The organism is Variovorax ginsengisoli (assembly GCF_030811835.1).
Taxonomy (GTDB): domain Bacteria; phylum Pseudomonadota; class Gammaproteobacteria; order Burkholderiales; family Burkholderiaceae_C; genus Variovorax; species Variovorax ginsengisoli_C.
On the sequence record NZ_JAUSRO010000013.1, the window covers coordinates 101,541 to 120,896 of the forward strand.

Annotated in this window: 16 protein-coding genes; 4 read left to right on the forward strand and 12 right to left on the reverse strand. The window is 66.9% G+C overall.

Annotation, left to right across the window (positions count from 1 at the left end; genetic code table 11):
* Positions 1-6: 6 nt before the first annotated feature.
* The gene (locus J2W36_RS19525; RefSeq protein ID WP_307691427.1) at positions 7-771 is read right to left on the reverse strand and encodes a transporter substrate-binding domain-containing protein; all 765 of its coding nucleotides are present in this window, start codon (positions 769-771) and stop codon (positions 7-9) included.
* A gap of 354 nt (positions 772-1,125) precedes the next feature.
* Between J2W36_RS19525 and J2W36_RS19530 the strand changes: the two genes are divergently transcribed.
* Together J2W36_RS19530 and J2W36_RS19535 are read left to right on the forward strand one after the other, a co-directional pair.
* Entirely contained in the window at positions 1,126-2,286 is a 1,161-nt protein-coding gene (locus tag J2W36_RS19530) for a saccharopine dehydrogenase family protein (RefSeq protein WP_307691428.1), read from the forward strand.
* A 30-nt stretch (positions 2,287-2,316) separates the two neighbouring features.
* Positions 2,317-3,570, forward strand: a complete 1,254-nt coding sequence (locus J2W36_RS19535; protein ID WP_307691429.1) for an NAD(P)/FAD-dependent oxidoreductase — start codon at positions 2,317-2,319, stop codon at positions 3,568-3,570.
* Positions 3,571-3,576: 6 nt separating this feature from the next.
* Here J2W36_RS19535 and J2W36_RS19540 read toward each other — a convergent pair whose 3' ends face one another.
* Both J2W36_RS19540 and J2W36_RS19545 read right to left on the reverse strand, forming a co-directional pair.
* The gene (locus J2W36_RS19540) at positions 3,577-4,311 is read right to left on the reverse strand and encodes an RNA pseudouridine synthase (RefSeq protein ID WP_307691430.1); all 735 of its coding nucleotides are present in this window, start codon (positions 4,309-4,311) and stop codon (positions 3,577-3,579) included.
* A gap of 8 nt (positions 4,312-4,319) precedes the next feature.
* Positions 4,320-5,978 (reverse strand): MBL fold metallo-hydrolase, encoded by a 1,659-nt coding sequence (locus J2W36_RS19545; RefSeq protein WP_307691431.1) that lies wholly within the window; start codon positions 5,976-5,978, stop codon positions 4,320-4,322.
* A gap of 160 nt (positions 5,979-6,138) precedes the next feature.
* Here J2W36_RS19545 and J2W36_RS19550 point away from each other — a divergent pair, with 160 nt between their 5' ends.
* Together J2W36_RS19550 and corA are read left to right on the forward strand one after the other, a co-directional pair.
* Entirely contained in the window at positions 6,139-7,161 is a 1,023-nt protein-coding gene (locus J2W36_RS19550) for an MBL fold metallo-hydrolase (RefSeq protein ID WP_307691432.1), read from the forward strand.
* A 46-nt stretch (positions 7,162-7,207) separates the two neighbouring features.
* A complete protein-coding gene (gene corA / locus J2W36_RS19555; protein ID WP_307691433.1) occupies positions 7,208-8,185 on the forward strand; it encodes a magnesium/cobalt transporter CorA in 978 nt (325 codons plus the stop codon).
* Between the two features lie 21 nt (positions 8,186-8,206).
* Here the strand turns inward: corA and J2W36_RS19560 are convergent, their stop codons facing one another.
* The 9 genes from J2W36_RS19560 to J2W36_RS19600 are packed head-to-tail and all read right to left on the reverse strand — an operon-like array spanning position 8,207 to position 19,352.
* Positions 8,207-9,139 carry a dihydrodipicolinate synthase family protein gene (locus J2W36_RS19560; protein WP_307691434.1) on the reverse strand — a complete coding sequence of 311 codons (933 nt, stop codon included), beginning with the start codon at positions 9,137-9,139 and terminating at the stop codon, positions 8,207-8,209.
* An 8-nt stretch (positions 9,140-9,147) separates the two neighbouring features.
* Positions 9,148-10,884 carry an IlvD/Edd family dehydratase gene (locus J2W36_RS19565; RefSeq protein WP_307691435.1) on the reverse strand — a complete coding sequence of 579 codons (1,737 nt, stop codon included), beginning with the start codon at positions 10,882-10,884 and terminating at the stop codon, positions 9,148-9,150.
* Positions 10,885-10,926: 42 nt separating this feature from the next.
* A complete protein-coding gene (gene yjfF / locus J2W36_RS19570) occupies positions 10,927-11,952 on the reverse strand; it encodes a galactofuranose ABC transporter, permease protein YjfF (protein ID WP_307691436.1) in 1,026 nt (341 codons plus the stop codon).
* A complete protein-coding gene (locus tag J2W36_RS19575) occupies positions 11,949-12,962 on the reverse strand; it encodes an ABC transporter permease (RefSeq protein ID WP_307691437.1) in 1,014 nt (337 codons plus the stop codon). Before J2W36_RS19575 ends, yjfF begins: the two co-directional genes overlap by 4 nt.
* Positions 12,963-13,006: 44 nt before the next feature.
* Positions 13,007-14,545: a sugar ABC transporter ATP-binding protein gene (locus J2W36_RS19580; protein ID WP_370869355.1), complete on the reverse strand. Its 1,539-nt coding sequence runs from the start codon at positions 14,543-14,545 to the stop codon at positions 13,007-13,009.
* Positions 14,545-15,762, reverse strand: coding sequence for a multiple monosaccharide ABC transporter permease (gene mmsB, locus J2W36_RS19585; protein ID WP_307691438.1), 1,218 nt, complete (start codon positions 15,760-15,762; stop codon positions 14,545-14,547). Before mmsB ends, J2W36_RS19580 begins: the two co-directional genes overlap by 1 nt.
* Positions 15,749-17,275 carry a multiple monosaccharide ABC transporter ATP-binding protein gene (gene mmsA, locus J2W36_RS19590; protein ID WP_307691504.1) on the reverse strand — a complete coding sequence of 509 codons (1,527 nt, stop codon included), beginning with the start codon at positions 17,273-17,275 and terminating at the stop codon, positions 15,749-15,751. The genes mmsB and mmsA overlap by 14 nt, the downstream gene beginning before the upstream one ends.
* 26 nt (positions 17,276-17,301) lie before the next feature.
* On the reverse strand, positions 17,302-18,372 hold the full coding sequence (chvE, locus tag J2W36_RS19595) for a multiple monosaccharide ABC transporter substrate-binding protein (protein ID WP_307691439.1): 1,071 nt from the start codon (positions 18,370-18,372) through the stop codon (positions 17,302-17,304).
* 14 nt (positions 18,373-18,386) lie between these two features.
* Entirely contained in the window at positions 18,387-19,352 is a 966-nt protein-coding gene (locus J2W36_RS19600; protein WP_307691440.1) for an ABC transporter substrate-binding protein, read from the reverse strand.
* Positions 19,353-19,356: the final 4 nt, after the last annotated feature.

Below are 19,356 nucleotides of genomic sequence, written 5' to 3' on the forward strand. Positions count from 1 at the left end.
GGATCCTCAGAACTTGATTTCGGGCGGGAACGCACTGGCGGGAACACCCGCGAGCTTTTCCATGTTCTTGAGGATCACGGTGCGCACTTCGCCCTTGGCGCGATAGTCGGCCAGCCAAGTGTTGACGGCCTTCTGCATGCCGGGGTCGGCTTCCTTGCGCAAACCGATGCTCACCGGGGCGGTGTAGACAGGCTGCGGAATGTACATGGTGCCGATGGAGGCGCGCTTGGCGAGCAGCGGCTGGGCCAGCAGGATCACCAGGATCTGGCAATCTGAGCGTCCCGCCTGCAACGCCATCGTGGCCGCGCCGGAGTTCTCCAGCCGGGTGACGTCGGCCTTGGGCAGCACGCGGGTGGCCAGTTGATCGTGGCTGGAGCCGACGTCCACGACGATCTTCGTGTCCGGCGTGTTGAGCTGTTCCCAGGTTTTCTGGGGAATGCCCTTCTTGCACACAACGGTGTAGGTGTTGTCGAACAGCGTGTCCGAGAAATTCACCACCTCCTTGCGTGCCGGCGTCGGCGCCATGCCGAACATCGCATCGATCTTGTTGGCCTGGAGGTCCAGCACGGCATTGCCCCAGGTCGTTTCGACGTATTCGACCTTCGCGCCCAGTGATTTGGCCAGGCTCTCGGAGAAATCGGGGCCGAAACCTTCCCATTTGCCGGAGGCAAGGTCCTTGTTGAAGTACGGAATGGCACCCGCCACAGTGCCCACACGCAGCACCTTGGTTCTTTGCACCCGGGCCAGGGACGACTCGGCGTCCTGGGCCATGGCAAAACCGGATGCCAGAACGCTGGCGGCGGCCACGAGGGCGCAGAAGAAAGATCGTTTGGTAAACACAGGCACTCCAAGCAAGAAACTGGCCATTGAACGAACAGGACAGACAACGCGCCCGTCCCGAGAGGGCGGGTCGCAACCAAAACCTCATGAACAAGGAGCGGAATGGTACCGGCGAAAGCGACAGCACCGGTGCGCCTCACACTGGTGCATGCGCGCCATGCCGACGAAGCGGCCGGTCGTTTCGACGAAGGGTGCTGTTTTCTTGACGCTCTGGGCGCTATCAACTGCCAGCACTCGCTTCTAAAGTTTCCTCATCGCACAACAACATGCTCAAAGAGGAACGAAATGACCGCTGTGAAGATCGACAAGGTGCTGGTTTTGGGTGCTGGCAAGGTGGGCGGCACGGTCGCCGACATGCTGGCGCAGTACCACCAGCTTCCCGTCACGCTGGCCGATGTGAAAGCCGTCGACAGCCCGGACGACGATCCCCTGGTGCGTCGCGTCGTGCTGAACGTCGACAGCGACGCGGCGCTGCGCGCGGCGCTGTCGGCCCACTCGGCGGTGATCAACTGCCTGCCTTTCTATCTCGCGCAGCACGTGGCAACCGCCGCCGCCGCGTGCAGCGTGCACTATTTCGATTTGACCGAAGACGTGGCGGCGACGAAGGCGATCCGCGCGATGTCGGGACAGGCGACCTCGGTCCTGATGCCGCAGAGCGGCCTGGCGCCGGGTGTGATCGGCATGCTCGGCGGCGATCTGGCAGGGCACTTCGATGAACTCTACGACCTGCGCCTGCGCGTGGGTGCGCTCACGCGCAACGCGACCAACGGCCTGCGCTACAACTTCACGTGGAGCATCGACGGCGTCATCAACGAGTATTGCAATCCTTGCGAAGCGATCGTGCAGGGTCAGATGGTGTCGGTGCAGCCCATGGAAGGGCACGAGACCTTCACGCTCGACGCCGAAGCCTTCGAGGCCTTCAACACCTCGGGCGGCCTGGGCACGCTGTGCGAGACCTTGAAGGGCAAGGTCCGCAACCTCGACTACAAGACCATCCGTTACCCGGGCCACCGCGACGCGATGGACTTCCTGCTGCACGACCTGCGGCTGATCGAGCGACGCGATCTGCTGCGCCAGGTGCTCGAACATGCCGTGCCGCACAGCCGGGAAGACGTCGTCATCCTGTTTGCGTCGGCTTCGGGTTTGCGCGCCGGGCGCTTCGAGCAAGAGACCCGCGTGTGCCGCGTCTTCGGCGCGACGCTGCGCGGCAAGGCGCGCACGGCCATCGAACTGACGACCGCCGCCGGGGTGGTGGGTGTGTTCGAACTGCTGCAACGCGGCCAGTTGCCTGCCCGGGGCTTCGTCGGGCAGGAACAGGTGCCGCTCGAGAAGTTCCTGGCCACGCGCGTCGGGCATTACTACGCCGGCCTGGGCGCCTCGTCGCCGACCGCTGCGCCGGCGCAGCCGCTCGCGCAGGTACCGGCACAGACACCAGTTTTCGCGTGACACCTCGATTTCGCGCGACACTGCGCATCGATGAATCAAAAAGTTGCCATTCTGGGCGCCGGCATGGTCGGCGTGTCGTGCGCGCTCGAACTGCAGCGGCGCGGCTTCGATGTGACCCTTTTCGACCGCCGGGCACCGGGGTGCGAGACCTCCTACGGCAACGCCGGTGTCATCGCACGCAGCTCGCTCATGCCCTTCAACCATCCCGGGCTCTGGGGGGCGTTACCCAAGCTTTTGAAAAACCAGTCGGCCAGCTTTCGCTACGACCCGGCGTTCATGGCGAAGAATCTGCCGTGGGCGCTGTCCTTCCTGTCGAAGGCGCGTCGCGGTGCTTTCGAGGCCACCGCGACCGCGCTCGACGCCTTGATCCGTCTGTCGGCGGGCGAGCACCGGCGGCTGCTGGCCGAAGCCGGCGCCACGCATCGGTTGCGCGACAACGGCTGGATTTTTCTCTACCGCAGCGAAGCCGCATACGCAGGCAGCCGGCTGTCGCGTGACACCTTCCACAGGTTCGGCGTGGCCCATCAGGTGCTCGATGCAGGCGAGCTGGCGGTGCTCGAGCCTGGCCTGAAACCGATCTTCCCGCGCGCGCTCTGGATCCAGGATGCCTCGTCGGTCGACAGCCCCGGCCAGGTGGTGCAGGCCTATGCCGCGCTGTTCGCGTCTCGCGGCGGAACGATCCGCCAGGCCGAGATCGCAGGGCTCGCCCGATCCGGGGCGCCAGACCGCTGGTGCGTCACGGAGGCCAGTGGTGCGGCGCACCAGGCTTCGCATGTGGTCCTCGCACTCGGACCCTGGAGCCGCGAATTCGCAAGCAAGGCGCTGGGCCTCTCGGTGCCGATGGCGTTCGAGCGCGGCTACCACATGCACTACGGCGCGCGCGATGGCGCTGCGCTGACGCGGCCGGTCTACGACACCGGCGGGGGCTACGTGCTGTCGCCGATGGCGCAGGGCCTGCGCCTGTCGACCGGCGTGCAGCTGACGGCGCGGGATGCGCCCAGGAACCTGGCCCAGCTCGACCTGGCCGAGCAGGCGGCCCGGCAGGCATTCCCACTGGATCTCCGGCTGGAGACCGAGGCGTGGCTCGGCAGCCGGCCGACACTGCCGGACAGCCGCCCGATCATCGACGAATGCCCTGGACGCCCCGGCCTGTGGCTCGCGTTCGGCCACCAGCACATCGGCTTCAGCACCGGCCCGGGGACGGCGTCGCTGCTGGGCAGCCTGATGGCGGGTGATCCGTGCGCCGTGGATCCGGCACCGTTCCGTGCCGGGCGATTTCTGTAGGCTGCCTCAGAACTTTTCGTGCGGCAGCAGGTAGCGCCATTCGCCCGGCTGCAGGCCCGCGAGCGGCACGCGGCCCACGCGGATGCGCTTCATCGCGAGGATGCGCAGGTCGACGCTGTCGCACATCTGCGCGATCTGGCCCTGCCAGGCGCCCTTCATCGCAAAGCGCAGGCCCGTCACGCCCTCGTTCTGGCGGTTGACGCTGACCTTGGCGGGCAGCATGGCGCGCCCGTCGATCACGGGCGACTGGTTCAGTCGGTGCAACGCCTCGGGGCCGACCGGGCCGCTCACGTCGACCATCACCTCGTATTCCATGAGGCCCGCGTCCTCGATGAGCTTGCGGGCGATGCGCGGGTCCTGCGTGAAGACGATCAACCCGCTCGCGCCGGTTTCCAGCGGCGTCAGGCATTCCTGATTGGCGAAGTGGCGCTGCAGCGTCGGGCGCTGCGAGGTGTCGGCTTCGCAGCGCTGGCCGGGCACGAGCAGTCGGGCAGGCGGTGCGTCGAAGGCGATGCCTGGCGGCTTGTGCAGCAGCAGCGTGACCACCTGCACCGGCTCGGGCCTGGCGGCCTTGTCGATCTCGACCTGCTGATGCGCGTGCACCCGCGTCTGCGGCACTTCGACCCGCGTGCCGTCGACGCGCACAGCCCCGTTCTCGATCAGCAGTTCAGCCTCGCGGCGGGAGCAGCCGGCCTGTGCGGCAACGCGCTTGGCCAGGCGTATGCCTTCTTGGTCTTCCATCGGTTCTTTCAAGGTGCGTCAGGCGCAGCGGCCTGTTCGCGGATGCGTTCGACGTGCGCCGCGAGCGAGCGTGCGGCCACGGGCCACATTCGGGACGGCACATCGGCGTAGGCGATCGGCAGCCAGTCGTCGGGCGTGCCGTCAGGGCAATCGCGCATGGCCTGGGCAATGCGCGCCTCGCGCGCCAGGCGGTGCTGCTTCAGGCGGCCGATGGCGTCGCGCGCGGAGGCGATGGCATGGCCATGCGCGGGCAGGATGAATTCGGCCTCCCACTCGGCACAGGCAGCATCGAGCCGGTCGAGCGAGGCGAGGTAGGCGTTCATGTTGCCGTCGGGCGGGTCGATCACGGTGGTGCTGCCGTTGAGGATGTGGTCGCCGGAGAACAGCAGGCCATCTTCTTCCAGCAGCAGGCACAGGTGGTTGGCCGCATGGCCGGGCGTATGGATCACGCGCAGCGTGTGGCCGTACGCGGACGTGCCCAGGTGCAGGCGTTCGCCATCGGCCAGCGCGCGGTCGGGCGTGAAGCGGGCGGCGGGGCGCGACGTCGGCGCCGAAGCCAGGCCGAGGATCGGCGGGGGCGTGGTGCACAGCGCCTGCAGCGGCGCGGCACCCGGGGCGTGGTCGGCGTGCGAATGCGTGCAGACGATCCAGCGGATGTCGCCACCGGCGGCCTGCCACAGGCGTTGGAGGTGGACCGGGTCGTTCGGCCCCGGGTCGATCACGAGGTAGCCGGTGGCCGCATCGCCGACCAGGTAGCTGTTGGTGCCGGGCCCGGTCATCACGCCCGGGTTGGGGGCGGTCAGCCGCTGCACGTTTTTCAGCAGTGCGACCGGAGCCTCGCTCTGCCAGTCGAGCGCATGCACGATCTGGCCGTCGGGGCAGACCAGTGCGAGCTCGCCGTAGGGCAGGTCGTGTTCCATGTAGCGCGATTCCTTGCCGCCGAGCAAGCCCGCGCGGGGGCAGCTCACGAACAGCGGCGTCTCCCGCGAACAGGCCTGCAGTACCGCGTCGACGCTGTCATAGGCGGCCAGCCGGTCGAGCGTGCGCCAGGTCGGGAACAGCATGGCGAAAGCGCCATCGCGGTGGCGTTCGAGCGCCGCGGCCGGCCGCACCCAGACCGGCTCGAACTGCTCGGTCTCGTCAGCGGCGGGCGTCTGACCCTCGGGCATGCGCGCCACCAGGAACGGGACGTCGAAGCGCTTGGGCAGGTCACGGTCGGTGACCCAGTGCACGAAGGTGAAGACCTGCGCTGTGGCCAGCAGCAGGCCATGTGCGGCGCACTGGTCGGCAAAGGGCGCCGTGCCTTCGGCGGTACTGCGATCCATGGCGGCGATGATCTCGGGCGTGACGGGTCGGCCTTCGGCGTCGTGGGCCAGCAGCACACCCACCTCCTCGAAGCTTTCGCGCAGCGCGGCGATGGCCTGCGTGAGCTGCAGATCGCTCTGGGTGACGCGTCGCGTGGCCACGGCATGGGCGCGCGCGTCGTGTTCGTCGATGCGCCCGCCAGGGAACACGTAGGCGTTCGGTGCAAAGCTGGCATGGGCGGAGCGCCGCGTCATCAGCACTTCGATGCCGTCGGGCGTATCGCGCAGCAACAAGACAGTGGCAGCCGGCCGCACGGGGGCGGGCTCGCGGGGCGGGTGGATGAGCTGGGAGGGGCGGACCATCCGGGCATTATCGGCAGACGCGCGCTGGCGCGCTTTCGGCCATCGACGATGCGCCGGGCAAAAACGCATCGCGCAAGCCTCGGGCGCGACATCGCGACAAGCGCCCCTGACGCAGAATGGTGTTTTCGAGAAAAGCCGCAACGACGGCATGGAGACATCGATGGTTCGTCCACTTCGCATGAAGACCGCCGCGCTGGCCACGGTGGTCGCGCTCGTCCAGGGCTGCGCGCAGCCGCCTGCACAACAGCCGCCCTCCGACGCCACCGTGGCCGACCATGTCGCGGCAGCCACCCGGGCCGCGGGCACCGACCTCGGCGCGCTGCTGACGCTGTGCAAACCTGCACCAGCCACGCGACCGGCGGATGCGGAGCTGGACCGGAGCCTCACCGCCCTCATCGCCAAGCCGCCACCGCCACCGGGCAAGGCCTTCGACAACCTCTACTTCGTCGGTGCCGACTGGGTCAGCGCCTGGGCCCTGCAGACCTCGGACGGCATCATCCTCATCGATGCGCTGAACACACAGGTCGAGGCCGCTGCACTGATCGAAGGGGGCATGCGCAAGATGGGCCTGGACCCGGCGCAGATCAAGTACATCGTGGTCACGCACGGCCATGGCGACCACTACGGTGGCGCGCCCTACCTCGCGAAGAAGTACGGCGCGCGCGTGGTGATGAGCGAACGCGACTGGACGATGACCGAAACCCGACTCGAATTCGCCACGCCCATCTGGGGCGCTCCACCCCAGCGCGGCCCGCGCGACCTGGCGGTCCAGGACGGCGACCGCCTCACGCTGGGCGACACCAGCGTCACGCTCTACCTCACGCCCGGCCACACCCTGGGCACGATCTCGCCGGTGTTCGACGTGCGCTCGGGCGGGCAGACGCACCGTGCCCTGCTGTGGGGCGGAACGTCCTTCAACTTCGGCAAGGACCTGCCGCGCCTGGGCAGCTACATCGATGCCACGCGGCGCATGTCGACCGTGGTCTCCGCGCAGAGGATCGACGTGCTGGTGTCGAACCACTCGGGCATCGATGGTTCGCAGGCCAAGCTGGCGGCGCTGCGGCAGCCGGGCGCAGCGGCGCGGCCCAATCCGTTCGTGCTGGGCACGCCGACGGTCGAGCGGGCGCTGAGCGTGATGGGGGAGTGCGCGCAGGCGCAGCGCGATCGTTTCGCGATGCAGTGATGCGGTGGTGGCAAGATGCACGCAATCATTGCCACATGCCCACTGAATGCTGATCAACTGCGTTGTCTACGAAAACGGCACCAAGCTGGCCGACATCCCGGTCAGCCGCATCAACGAATACATCGCGCTGCCCAACTGCTTTGTCTGGGTGGCGCTGCACGACCCAGCGCCCGAGGAGATGGACGAGGTGCAGCAGGCCTTCGGCCTGCATGCGCTGGCGGTGGAAGATGCGCAGAACGGGCACCAGCGCCCGAAGGTCGAGGAGTACGGCGATTCGCTCTTCGTGGTGATGCACCTGATCGATGCCGAGACGGCCGAGGCGCGCCACAGCATGGAAGTGGGCGAGGTCGACGTGTTCGTCGGCCACAACTACGTGGTGTCGGTGCGCAACCGCAGCACGCACGGCTTCACCGAGGTGCGGGAGCGCTGCCAGCGCGAGCCCGAGCTGCTGAAGAATGGGCCTGGCTTCGTGCTCTATGCGCTGATGGATGCGGTCGTCGACCGCTACTTCCCCGCGATCGATGCCTTCGACGTCGAGCTCGAAGCCATCGAGGAACGCATCTTCACCCAGGGCGGCGCGCGCGAGAACATCCAGCGGCTCTATGGCCTCAAGCAACGCCTGACAGTGCTCAAGCACGCGGTGGCGCCCCTGCTGGAGGGCGCCAACCGGCTGCACGGCGGTCGCGTGCCGCAGGTCTGCATGGGCACGCAGGAGTACTTCCGCGACGTGCTCGACCACCTGAGCCGCATCAACGGCACGATCGACTCGATGCGTGACACCATCGGCACCGCCATCCAGGCCAACCTGTCGATGGTGACCATCGCCGACGGCGAGGTCACCAAGCGGCTGGCGGCCTGGGCCGCCATCTTCGCGGTGTGCACCGCCTTCGTCGGCGTCTGGGGCATGAACTTCGACCACATGCCCGAGCTGAAGTGGCGCTACGGCTATGCGATGGCGCTGGGGCTCATCGTGGCGGTGTGCGGCTACCTGTATTACCGTTTCCGCAAGGCCGGCTGGGTGTAGCTGCGGCCGAGGTCGCCGCGCTCAGCGCCCCCAGCGCAGCACCAGCGGATCGAGCCGCCGGGCGATGTCGAGCAGGCCTTTGCGCACGTCGGGGTGCATGCCCGGCCACGGATGGCGCGGCGCGTCGCAGGCGATCACGCCGCCTTCCTTCATGAGCGCCTTGGCCGCGAGGAAACCGGCCTGCCGGTTCTCGTGGTTGATCAGCGGCAGCCAGCGCTGGTACAGCGTGAAGGCCAGGTCGGCATTGCCGGTGCGGTGCGCATGGATGATCGGCCGGATGCCGTCGGCGAAGGCGCCGCCGGTCATGGCGCCGGTGGCACCGGCGTCCAGGTCGGCCAGCAGCGTGATGGCTTCCTCGCCGTCCCACGGGCCTTCGATGGCTTCGCCGCCCAGGCGGATCAGCTCGCGCAGCTTGCTCGCCGCGCCGGGCGTCTCGATCTTGAAGTAGCTCAGCTGCTCGATCTCGGTGGCCATCTTCGCGAGGAAGGCGGCCGACAGCACCGTGCCGCTGGCCGGCGCGTCCTGCACCATGATCGGAATCGACACCGCGTCCGACAGTTGCGCATAGAACTCGAACGTCTTTGCTTCGGGAACGCGGAATGTGGCGCCGTGGTAGGGCGGCATCACCATCAGCATGGCCGCGCCCATGGCCTGCGCGCGGCGGCTGCGCTCGATGCACACGGTGGTGCTGAAGTGGGTGGTGGTGACGATCACCGGCACGCGGCCGGCGATGTGTTCGAGCGCGGTGCGGGTGAGCACCTCGCGCTCGTCGTCCGACAGCAGGAACTGCTCGGAGAAGTTCGCCAGGATGCAGATGCCGTCGACGCCCGAATCGATCATGAAGTCGAGGCAGCGCTTCTGGCTGGTCAGGTCGAGCGCGCCGGCTTCGGTGAAGGTGGTGGGCGCGACCGGGAAGATGCCGCGGTAGCGCGGGTTGGAGAGGGTGTGTTTCATGACGTGGATCAATGCGAATGACGGGGGACTTCCGAGCCGCGGCAGCCGACGAGGAAGTCGAAGTCGCAGCCCTCGTCGGCCTGCAGCACGTGGTCGACATACAGGCGCTGGTAGCCGCCGCGCATGCCCGGTGGCTGTGCGGCCAGCGAGCGCAGGCGCTCGGCCAGCTCCTCGTCACTGATGTCCAGGTGCAGGCGGCCACCGGCGCAGTCCAGCTCGATGAAGTCGCCGTCGCGCACCGCGGCCAGCGGGCCGCCGTCGGCCGCCTCGGGCGCGACGTGCAGCACCACCGTGCCGTAGGCGGTGCCGCTCATGCGCGCGTCCGAGATGCGCACCATGTCCTTGATGCCCTGACGCAGGAGCTTGGGTGGCAGGCCCATGTTGCCGACCTCGGCCATGCCGGGGTAGCCCTTGGGGCCGCAGTTCTTGAGCACCATCACGCAGCTCGCGTCGATGTCGAGGTCTTCATCGACGATGCGGGCCTTGTAGTGCTCCAGGTTCTCGAACACCACCGCGCGCCCGCGGTGCTGCAGCAGCGCGGGTGTGGCCGCCGAGGGCTTGAGCACCGCGCCGCGCGGCGACAGGTTGCCGCGCAGGATGCAGATGCCGCCGTCGGCGATCAGCGGCTTGTCCAGCGGGCGGATGACCTCGTCGTTGTAGCTTGGCGCCTCGCGCACGTTGTCCCAGAGCGAGCGGCCGTTGACGGTGAGCGCGCCGGGGTGCGGCAGCAGGTCGTGCTCGCCCAGCCGGCGCAGCACCGCGGGCAGGCCGCCCGCGTAATAGAACTCCTCCATCAGGAAGCGGCCCGAGGGTTGCAGGTCGACCAGCGTCGGCGTGCCGCGGCCGATGCGCGTCCAGTCTTCCAGTTCGAGATCGACGCCGATGCGCCCGGCGATCGCCTTCAGGTGGATCACCGCGTTGGTCGAGCCGCCGATGGCCGCGTTCACGCGGATCGCGTTCTCGAAGGCTTCGCGCGTGAGGATCTTCGACAGCGTGAGGCCTTCCCTGGCCATCTCGACCGCGCGCATGCCCGACATCTGCGCGAGCACGTAGCGCCGCGCATCGACCGCCGGAATGGCTGCGTTGTGCGGCAGCGACGTGCCCAGCGCCTCGGCCATGCAGGCCATGGTGGAGGCCGTGCCCATCGTGTTGCAGGTGCCCGCGGAACGCGACATGCCTGCCTCGGCGGCAAAGAACTGGTGCTCGTTGATTTCGCCGGCCTTGAGCGACTCGTGCAACTGCCACACCGCCGTGCCCGAGCCGATGTTCTTGCCGTCCAGCTTGCCGTTGAGCATCGGTCCGCCGGTCACGACGATGGCGGGGATGTCGCAGCTCGCCGCGCCCATCAGCAGCGCGGGGGTGGTCTTGTCGCAGCCGGTGAGCAGCACCACGGCGTCGATCGGGTTGCCGCGGATGGCCTCCTCCACGTCCATGCTCGCCAGGTTGCGGGTGAGCATGGCGGTCGGCCGCAGGTTCGACTCGCCGTTGGAGAACACCGGGAACTCGACCGGGAAGCCGCCGGCTTCGGAGATGCCGCGCTTGACGTGCTCGGCGATCTTGCGGAAGTGCGCGTTGCAGGGTGTGAGTTCGGACCAGGTGTTGCAGATGCCGATGATCGGGCGTCCGTCGAACTCATGGTCGGGGATGCCCTGGTTCTTCATCCAGCTTCGGTACATGAAGCCGTTCTTGTCGGCGGAGCCGAACCATGCGGTCGAGCGCAATTTCTTGGAGGGGGTATCCGGCATTCTGGGTGCGTCCTGTGGGGCAAGAAGGAAAGGAAGGTGAATTCAGCGCGACGGTGCGCGCGAGGTGAAGAAGCGTTGCAGCAGGCAGAAGACGAAGAGCAGGGCACCGACCACGATGCGCGTCCACCACGAACTCAGCGTGCCGTCGAAGGAGATCAGCGTCTGGATGATCCCGAGCATCAGCACGCCGAACAGCGTGCCCGCGACATAGCCCACGCCGCCGGTCAGCAGCGTGCCGCCGATGACCACGGCAGCAATGGCGTCGAGCTCCAGGCCGACCGCATGCAGGCCGTAGCCCGAGAGCATGTAGAAGGTGAAGATCACGCCGGCCAGCGCGGAACACAAGCCCGAGAGCGTGTACACGCCGATGAGCGTGCGGCGCACCGGCAGGCCCATCAGCAGCGCCGAATGCTCGCTGCCACCCACCGCATACACCGCGCGGCCGAAGGCGGTGCAGTGCGCGATGAAGATGGCGGCCAGCACCACCACGATCGCGATCACCGCACTGATCGACAGCGACGCGTCGCCCCACACCGGGATGCGGATCTGCGAGACCTGCGTATAGAAGTCGTTGGTGATGCTGATCGAGTCGATGCTGATCAGGTAGCACAGGCCGCGCGCCAGGAACATGCCCGCCAGCGTCACGATGAAGGGTTGCAGGCGGAAGCGCTCGATCAGCAGGCCCTGGAAGGCGCCGAAGGCCGTGCCCATCGCGAGCACCAGCGGAATGACCACCAGGGGGCTCCAGCCGTGGTGCTCCACCAGTGCGGCCGAGACCATGGTGGTGAGCGCGATCACCGAGCCCACCGACAGGTCGATGCCGCCCGAGAGGATCACGAAGCTCATGCCCACCGCCACGACGATCAGGAAGGCGTTGTCGATCAACAGGTTCAGGAACACCTGTGCCGAAAAGAAGCCGTCATAGGCCACCGAGCCCAGCGTCGCCATGACCATGAAAAGCGACACGGTGGCTGCAAGCGGCAGGTACTTCGGGTTGAGCCGGTTGCCTGTGCCCGCGCTCGCGGCAGGCGGCGGGGCGGTCGGCTTGGTTTCGATCACCGCACTCATGGCCGCACCTCCCCGAACGCCGGGCGCTGCGTCCACGTGCGCACTGTGGCCCGGAACTCCGGCGACTGCAGCAGCATCACGAGGAACACCACCACGGCCTTGACCACCAGGTTGATCTCGGGCGGCACGCCCAGCGAGTAGATGGCGTAGGTCAGCGTCTGGATGATCAACGCGCCAATCACGCTGCCGACCAGGCTGAAGCGCCCGCCGGTGAGTGCGGTGCCGCCCAGCGTCACGGCCAGGATCGCGTCGAGTTCCAGCAGCTGCCCGGCGTTGTTGCCGTCGGCGCTCTTCACGTTCGAGCTGATCAGCAGGCCCGCGATGCCCGCGCATAGCCCACAGAAGGCATAGGCGCCCACGACCAGCCGCCGCGACTGGATGCCTGCCACGCGCGCCGCCGTCGGGTTGATCCCCACGGCCTGGATGAACAGGCCCAGGGCCGTGCGCGTGATGGCCAGATAGAGCAGCGCAAAGACCGCCGCAGCGATGAACAGCGAGAACGGCAGGCCGAGCAGGTAGCCGCTGCCCAGGAAGAAGTAGGGCTTGTAGTAGAGCGTGATGATCTGGCCGTTGGTGATGAGCTGCGCAATGCCACGGCCCGCCACCATCAGGATCAGTGTCGCGATGATCGGCTGCATGCCCACGCGCGCGACCAGCAGCCCGTTCCACAGGCCGCAGACCAGCGCCACGGCGATGGCTGCGCCGATGGCCAGCGGCAGCGGAAAGCGGCTGGTGTCACCGCCGACCGCACCGCCGATCATCCAGGCCGCCGTCGCCGCTGCGATGGCGACCACTGCGCCCACCGAGATGTCGATGCCGCGCGTGGCGATCACCAGCGTCATGCCGAGCGACACGAGTACCAGCGGCGCCGCCCGGTTGAGGATGTCGATGAGGCTGCCATAGAGATGGCCGTCGCGCCATTCGAGGTGCAGGAAGCTCGGGTTGAACGCGGTGTTGAGCGCCAGCAGGAGCAGCAGCGTGATGAGGGGCCAGGCCAGGCGGTGGCGCATGAGGCTTGAGAAGCGTGAGAGGGGGGAGAGTGGGGAGAGGGGCGTCATGTCGTTGCTGCAATCATTTCGTAGACCTCGTCCTCGGTGGAGCCGCCGGGCAGCTCGCCCACCTTCTTGCGGTCGCGCAGGACCACGATGCGATGCGCCACGCGCACCACTTCGCTCATCTCCGACGAGATGAAGATCACGGCCATGCCGGCTTCGGCCAGTTTCAGGATCTGTTCCATGATTTCCTGCTTGGCCGCCACGTCGATGCCGCGCGTGGGTTCGTCGAGGATCAGCAGGCGCGGCTCGGTGGCGAGCCAGCGCGCGATCATGGCTTTCTGCTGGTTGCCCCCCGACAGCAGGCCGATGGGCGTCTCGATGCTCGCGGTCTTGATGCCCAGTGCTGCGACGAAGCGTTCGGCCATCGCGTTCTGGTCGGCGCGCGACAGGAATTTCGTGGTGCCCATGCGTGCCTGGAGCGCCAGTGCAATGTTCTCGCGCACCGACAGGTCGGCCACGATGCCGTCGGTTTTACGCTCTTCCGGGCACAGCGCCAGGCCGTGGCGGATCGCGTCGGCCGGGGTCGCGAAGCGCACTGCCTGGCCGTCGATGCGCAGCACGCCGCGGTCGGGCGATTCCATGCCGAAGAGCAGTCGCGCGAGTTCGGTACGGCCCGCGCCCAGCAGCCCGGCCAGCCCGACGATCTCGCCCGCGCGCACCCGCAGGTCCAGCGGCTGCAATTGCGTAGCCTGGCCCAGCCCTTCGGCCTGCAGCAGGGCGGGGGCGGTGTCGTCGAAGGCTGGAGGCACCTCGGGCCGTGCGGACTGCGCTGCGAGTTCACGGCCGAGCATGGCGGCGATCAGCGCCTGCGGCCCGAGCTCGGCCGCGCGCCATTCGCCCACCCACTGGCCGTTGCGCAGCACCGTGATGCGGTCCGACACCGCATACACCTGGTTCATGAAGTGGGTGACGAAGACGATGGCCATGCCCTCGGCACGCAGCCGGCGCAGCACCTCGAACAGCTTGTTCACCTCCTCGTCGTCGAGGCTGGAGGTTGGCTCGTCGAGGATCAGCACCTTCGACGACACGCCCAGCGCCCGTGCGATCGCCACCAGCTGCTGCACCGCCACCGGGTAGCTCGACAGCAGCCGGGTGACGTCGATGTGCAGGCCAATGCGGGCGAGCAGCTCGCGGGCCCGGCTGTTCACTGCCGCCCAGTCGATGCGCCAACCCTGGACCATGCCGCAGCGCGGGTAGCGGCCAGCGAACACGTTCTCGGCCACCGAGAGGTTGGGGCAGAGGTTGACTTCCTGGTACACCGTGCTGATGCCGAGCTCCTGCGCGGCCAGCGGTGAGCCGGGGCGAATGGCCTGGCCGTCCAGGCGCATCTCGCCGCCGCTCGAAGCAAGCACGCCGGTCAGCACCTTGATCAGCGTCGACTTGCCCGCACCGTTCTGGCCCATCAGCGCATGGATCTCACCAGGGTAGAGCCGCAGTTGCACATCGCGCAGCACCTGGATGCCCGCAAAGGACTTGCCAATGCCCGACAGCTCGAGCACGGGCTTGATGGCGCTGCCGGTCGTCATCGCTTGGGTCATCACTTGTTCTTGTTGTAGACGTCGATGAACACAGCGGCCAGCAGCACCAGGCCCTTGATGACCTGCTGGTAGTCGATGCCAATGCCGAGGATCGACATGCCGTTGTTCATCACGCCCATGATGAAGGCGCCGATGACCGCGCCCATGACCTTGCCCACGCCGCCCGAGGCCGAGGCGCCGCCGATGAAGCAGGCCGCGATCACGTCGAGCTCGAAGCCCAGGCCTGCCTTGGGCGTGGCCGTGTTGAGCCGGGCCGCGAACACCAGCCCGGCCAGCGCGGCCAGTGCGCCCATGTTCACGAAGGTGAGGAAGGCCAGGCGCTGCGTCTTGATGCCCGACAGCCGTGCCGCTTTCTCGTTGCCGCCCAGCGCATAGATGCGCCGGCCGACGGTGGTGCGGTTGGTCACGAAGTCGTAGGCCACGATCAGCACTGCCATCACCACCAGCACATTGGGCAGCCCCTTGTAGGAAGCCAGCAACCAGCTGAAGAACAGGATGACGGCTGCGAAGGCGACGTTCTTCACCAGGAAGAAGGCATAGGGCTCCTGCTCCATGCCATGGCGCGCGAGCTTGGCCCGCCCACGCAGCTTGAAGAACACCAGCGCCGCAGCGGCCAGCACGCCGACCAGCAGCGAGGTGGTGCGCAGGGTGTCGCCGCCGAGCGGATCGGCAATGAAGCCGGAGCTGAGCTTCTGGAAGGTCTCGGGAAAAGGACCGATCGACTGGCCCTGCAGCAGCGCCAGCGTGAGGCCCTTGAAGACCAGCATGCCCGCGAGCGTGACGATGAACGACGGGATCTTGCCGAAGGCCACGAACCAGCCCTGCGCCGCGCCGATGAGCGCGCCTGCCAGGATGCTGACGATGGCCGTCGGCACATAGCCCCAGTCGTACTGGACCATCAGCACCGCCGCCAGCGCACCGATGAAGCCGCAGACCGAGCCGACCGACAGGTCGATGTGGCCCGCCACGATCACCAGCAGCATACCCAGCGCCATGATCACCACGTAGCTGTTCTGCAGCACGAGGTTGGTCAGGTTGAGCGGCCGCAGCAGCGTGCCGTCGGTCAGCACCTGGAACAGCACCATGATCGCGACCAGCGAGATCAGCATGCCGTATTCGCGCAGGTTGTTCTTGAGAAATCCCGTGTGCAGCTTGCCGGCCGGCGCGGGGGTCGAAGTGGCGGCCGTTGCGGCCACCGTTGGGTCACTGGGGGACATGGACGGAGCTCCCTGAATTCACGATCGCGCGCATGATGCGCTCCTGCGAGGCCTCTGCCACCGGGTATTCGGCAACAAAGCGGCCCTCGTTCATCACATAGATCCGGTCGCACATGCCGAGCAATTCGGGCAGTTCCGACGAGATCATGAGGATGCCTTTGCCCTCCTGGGCGAGCTGGTCGATGAGGGTGTAGATCTCGTACTTGGCGCCGACATCGATGCCGCGCGTGGGTTCGTCGAGGATCAGCAGCTCGGGTTTGGTGAAGAGCCACTTGCTCAGCACCACCTTCTGCTGGTTGCCGCCCGACAGGTTGACCACGCGCTGGTCGGTGCCCGAGCAGCGGATCTTCAGTGCGTGCCGGTACCCGTCGGCGACCTTGAACTCGTGGCCCTCGTCGATCACCATCGACTGCGACACGCCGTCGAGGTTGGCCAGCGTCACGTTCTTGCGGATGTCTTCTTCCAGCACCAGGCCGTAGCCCTTGCGGTCTTCGGTGACATAGGCGATGCCGTGGCCGATGGCTTTGCCGATGGTGCTCACGTCCACCGGCTGGCCGTTCATGCGCACCGTGCCGCGGATGCGCTGGCCCCAGGAGCGGCCGAACACGCTCATCGCGAATTCGGTGCGGCCCGCGCCCATCAGGCCGGCGATGCCGACGATTTCGCCGCGGCGCACGTTCAGGTTCACGCCCTTGATCGTTTCGCGGTCGGCGTGCAGCGCATGGTGCACGTGCCAGTCGCTGACCTCGAACACCGTCTGGCCAATGGCCGGCGTGCGCTGCGGATAGCGGTGCTCCATGTCGCGCCCGACCATGCCGCGGATGATGCGGTCCTCGCTGATGGGCTGGTTGCGGCAGTCGATGGTCTCGACCGTCGTGCCGTCGCGCAGCACCGTGACGGCGTCGGCGACCTTGGCGATTTCGTTGAGTTTGTGCGAGATCAGGATCGATGCGATGCCCTGGCGCTTGAGCTCCAGCAGCAGCGCGAGCAGCGCATCGCTGTCGCGCTCGTTCAAGCTGGCGGTCGGCTCGTCGAGGATCAGCAGCTTGACGTGCTTGGACAGCGCCTTGGCGATTTCCACCAGCTGCTGCTTGCCCACGCCGAGGTCGGTCACCAGCGTGGTCGGCGGCTCGGCCAGGCCGACCTTGGCGAGCAGCTCGCGCGTTTTCGCATGCGCGGCGAACCAGTCGATCACGCCACCGCGGGCAATTTCGTTGCCCATGAAGATGTTCTCGGTGATCGAGAGCAGCGGCACCAGGGCGAGTTCCTGATGGATGATGATGATGCCCAGCGCTTCGCTGTCGGCGATGCCGCGAAAGCGCCGCAAGGCGCCCTCGAAGTGGATCTCGCCGTCGTAGCTGTCGCAGGCGTAGACGCCGCTGAGCACTTTCATCAGCGTCGACTTGCCCGCGCCGTTCTCGCCCACCACCGCATGGATCTCGCCCGCACGCACGGCCAGCCGGACATCGCTGAGCGCCTTCACGCCCGGGAATGTCTTGGTGATGCCGCGCATCTCCAGGATGGTGTCGGCGGCTGCGTTCACTTGAGCTGGCTTTCCTTGTAGTAGCCGCTGTCGACCAGCGTCTGCTTCCAGTTCGAGAGGTCCACGCTGACGGGCTTGAGCAGGTACGAGGGCACCACCTTCACGCCGTTGTTGTAGGTCTTGGTGTCGTTCACCTCGGGCTGCTTGCCGGCCATCATGGCGTCGACCATCGCCACGGTGACCTTGGCCAGCTCGCGCGTGTCCTTGAACACCGTCGAGGTCTGTTCCTTCTTCAGGATCGACTTGATCGACTGCACTTCGGCGTCCTGCCCGGTCACCACCGGTATCGGCAGCTTCGGCGTGCCATAGCCCACGCCCTTGAGCGAGGAGATGATGCCGATCGAGATGCCGTCGTAGGGCGAGAGCACGGCATCGACCTTGTCTTTGGTGTAGTAGGCCGACAGCAGGTTGTCCATGCGGGCCTGCGCCACCGCGCCGTCCCAGCGCAGCGTGGAGACCTTGTCCATGCCCATCTGCTTGCTGCGCACCACCAGCTTGCCGCTGTCGATGTAGGGCTTCAAGACCGACATCGCGCCGTTGTAGAAGAAGAAGGCGTTGTTGTCGTCCGGCGAGCCGCCGAAGAGTTCGATGTTGAACGGGCCCTTGCCGGCCTTGAGGTCCAGCGCCTTCTCGATGTAGCTGGCCTGCAGCACGCCGACCTGGAAGTTGTCGAAGGTCGCGTAGTAGTCGACATTCTTCGAGCCCTTGATGAGCCGGTCGTACGCAATGACCTTCACGCCCTTGTCGGCCGCCTTCTGCAGCACGTCGGACAGCGTGGTGCCGTCGATGGCCGCGATCACCAGGACCTTCGAGCCCTTGGTCACCATGTTCTCGATCTGCGCGAGCTGGTTCGGGATGTCGTCGTCGGCGTACTGCAGGTCGGTCTTGTAGCCCTTCTCCTGGAAGTACTTGACCATGTTGGCGCCGTCGGCGATCCAGCGGGCCGACGACTTCGTCGGCATCGAGATGGCGATCGGGCCCTTGTCCTGGGCGTGGGCCAGCGGCGCCAGTCCGAGGATGCCGGTGGCAGCGGCGGCGAGCAGGGTCTTGAGAAAAATTCGCTTCATTCGAGTCTCCGGTTTCAGTACTTGCGCGAAGGAAATTCCTTGGCGGCCACTTCCATCGGGAAGATGCCTTCTTCGGTCACGATGCGCTTGGGCAGCGTCTTGCCGGCCTTGATGTCCTTGACTGCATTCATCAGCTGCGGGCCCAGCAGCGGGCTGCATTCGACAGTGACGTTGAGCTTGCCGGCGATCATGGCTTCGAAGGCGCCCTTGACGCCGTCGATCGAGATGATGGTGATGTCCTTGGCCGGCTTGAGGCCGGCTTCCTCGATTGCCTGGATCGCGCCGATGGCCATGTCGTCGTTGTGTGCGAACAGCACGTTGATCTTCTTGCCCTCGGCCTTGAGGAAGGCTTCCATCACTTCCTTGCCCTTGGCACGGGTGAAGTCGCCGGTTTGCGAGCGGATGATCTTGAACTTCGGGTCGGCCTTGATGATTTCCTCGAAGCCCTTCTTGCGGTCGATGGCCGGGGCCGAGCCCACGGTGCCCTGCAGCTCGACGATGTTCACGTCACCCTTCTGGTCCTTCATCTTCTCGACCAGCCAACGGCCTGCCTTGCGACCCTCTTCGACGAAGTCCGAACCCATGAAGGTCACATAGAGCGTGTCGTCCTTCGAATTGACGGCGCGGTCGGTCAGCACGACCGGAATCTTCGCGGCCTTGGCCTCGCGCAGCACCGTGTCCCAGCCCGACTCGACCACCGGCGAGAACGCAATGACGTCGACCTTCTGCGCGATATACGAGCGAATCGCCTTGATCTGGTTCTCCTGCTTTTGCTGCGCGTCCGAGAACTTGAGCTCGATGCCCGCGTCCTTGGCCGCAGACTTGATCGACTCGGTGTTGGCGGTGCGCCATTCGCTCTCGGCGCCCACCTGGGCAAAGCCCAGCACGAGCTTCTTCTGGGCCAGCACGCTGGCAGGCAGCAGGCCCGCGACCGCTGCGGCGGCCATGGCGGAGGTGAGGGTGCGACGGTTCATGGTCATGGAG

Bases quoted from the DNA above. Each gene is read 5' to 3' on its own strand.
- J2W36_RS19525 (WP_307691427.1), bottom strand. From the start codon at position 771: ATGGCCCAGGACGCCGAGTCGTCCCTGGCCCGGGTGCAAAGAACCAAG.
- J2W36_RS19530 (WP_307691428.1), top strand. From the start codon at position 1,126: ATGACCGCTGTGAAGATCGACAAGGTGCTGGTTTTGGGTGCTGGCAAG.
- J2W36_RS19535 (WP_307691429.1), top strand. From the start codon at position 2,317: ATGAATCAAAAAGTTGCCATTCTGGGCGCCGGCATGGTCGGCGTGTCG.
- J2W36_RS19540 (WP_307691430.1), bottom strand. From the start codon at position 4,311: ATGGAAGACCAAGAAGGCATACGCCTGGCCAAGCGCGTTGCCGCACAG.
- J2W36_RS19545 (WP_307691431.1), bottom strand. From the start codon at position 5,978: ATGGTCCGCCCCTCCCAGCTCATCCACCCGCCCCGCGAGCCCGCCCCC.
- J2W36_RS19550 (WP_307691432.1), top strand. From the start codon at position 6,139: ATGGTTCGTCCACTTCGCATGAAGACCGCCGCGCTGGCCACGGTGGTC.
- corA (WP_307691433.1), top strand. From the start codon at position 7,208: ATGCTGATCAACTGCGTTGTCTACGAAAACGGCACCAAGCTGGCCGAC.
- J2W36_RS19560 (WP_307691434.1), bottom strand. From the start codon at position 9,139: ATGAAACACACCCTCTCCAACCCGCGCTACCGCGGCATCTTCCCGGTC.
- J2W36_RS19565 (WP_307691435.1), bottom strand. From the start codon at position 10,884: ATGCCGGATACCCCCTCCAAGAAATTGCGCTCGACCGCATGGTTCGGC.
- yjfF (WP_307691436.1), bottom strand. From the start codon at position 11,952: ATGAGTGCGGTGATCGAAACCAAGCCGACCGCCCCGCCGCCTGCCGCG.
- J2W36_RS19575 (WP_307691437.1), bottom strand. From the start codon at position 12,962: ATGCGCCACCGCCTGGCCTGGCCCCTCATCACGCTGCTGCTCCTGCTG.
- J2W36_RS19580 (WP_370869355.1), bottom strand. From the start codon at position 14,545: ATGACCCAAGCGATGACGACCGGCAGCGCCATCAAGCCCGTGCTCGAG.
- mmsB (WP_307691438.1), bottom strand. From the start codon at position 15,762: ATGTCCCCCAGTGACCCAACGGTGGCCGCAACGGCCGCCACTTCGACC.
- mmsA (WP_307691504.1), bottom strand. From the start codon at position 17,275: ATGCGCGGCATCACCAAGACATTCCCGGGCGTGAAGGCGCTCAGCGAT.
- chvE (WP_307691439.1), bottom strand. From the start codon at position 18,372: ATGAAGCGAATTTTTCTCAAGACCCTGCTCGCCGCCGCTGCCACCGGC.
- J2W36_RS19600 (WP_307691440.1), bottom strand. From the start codon at position 19,352: ATGACCATGAACCGTCGCACCCTCACCTCCGCCATGGCCGCCGCAGCG.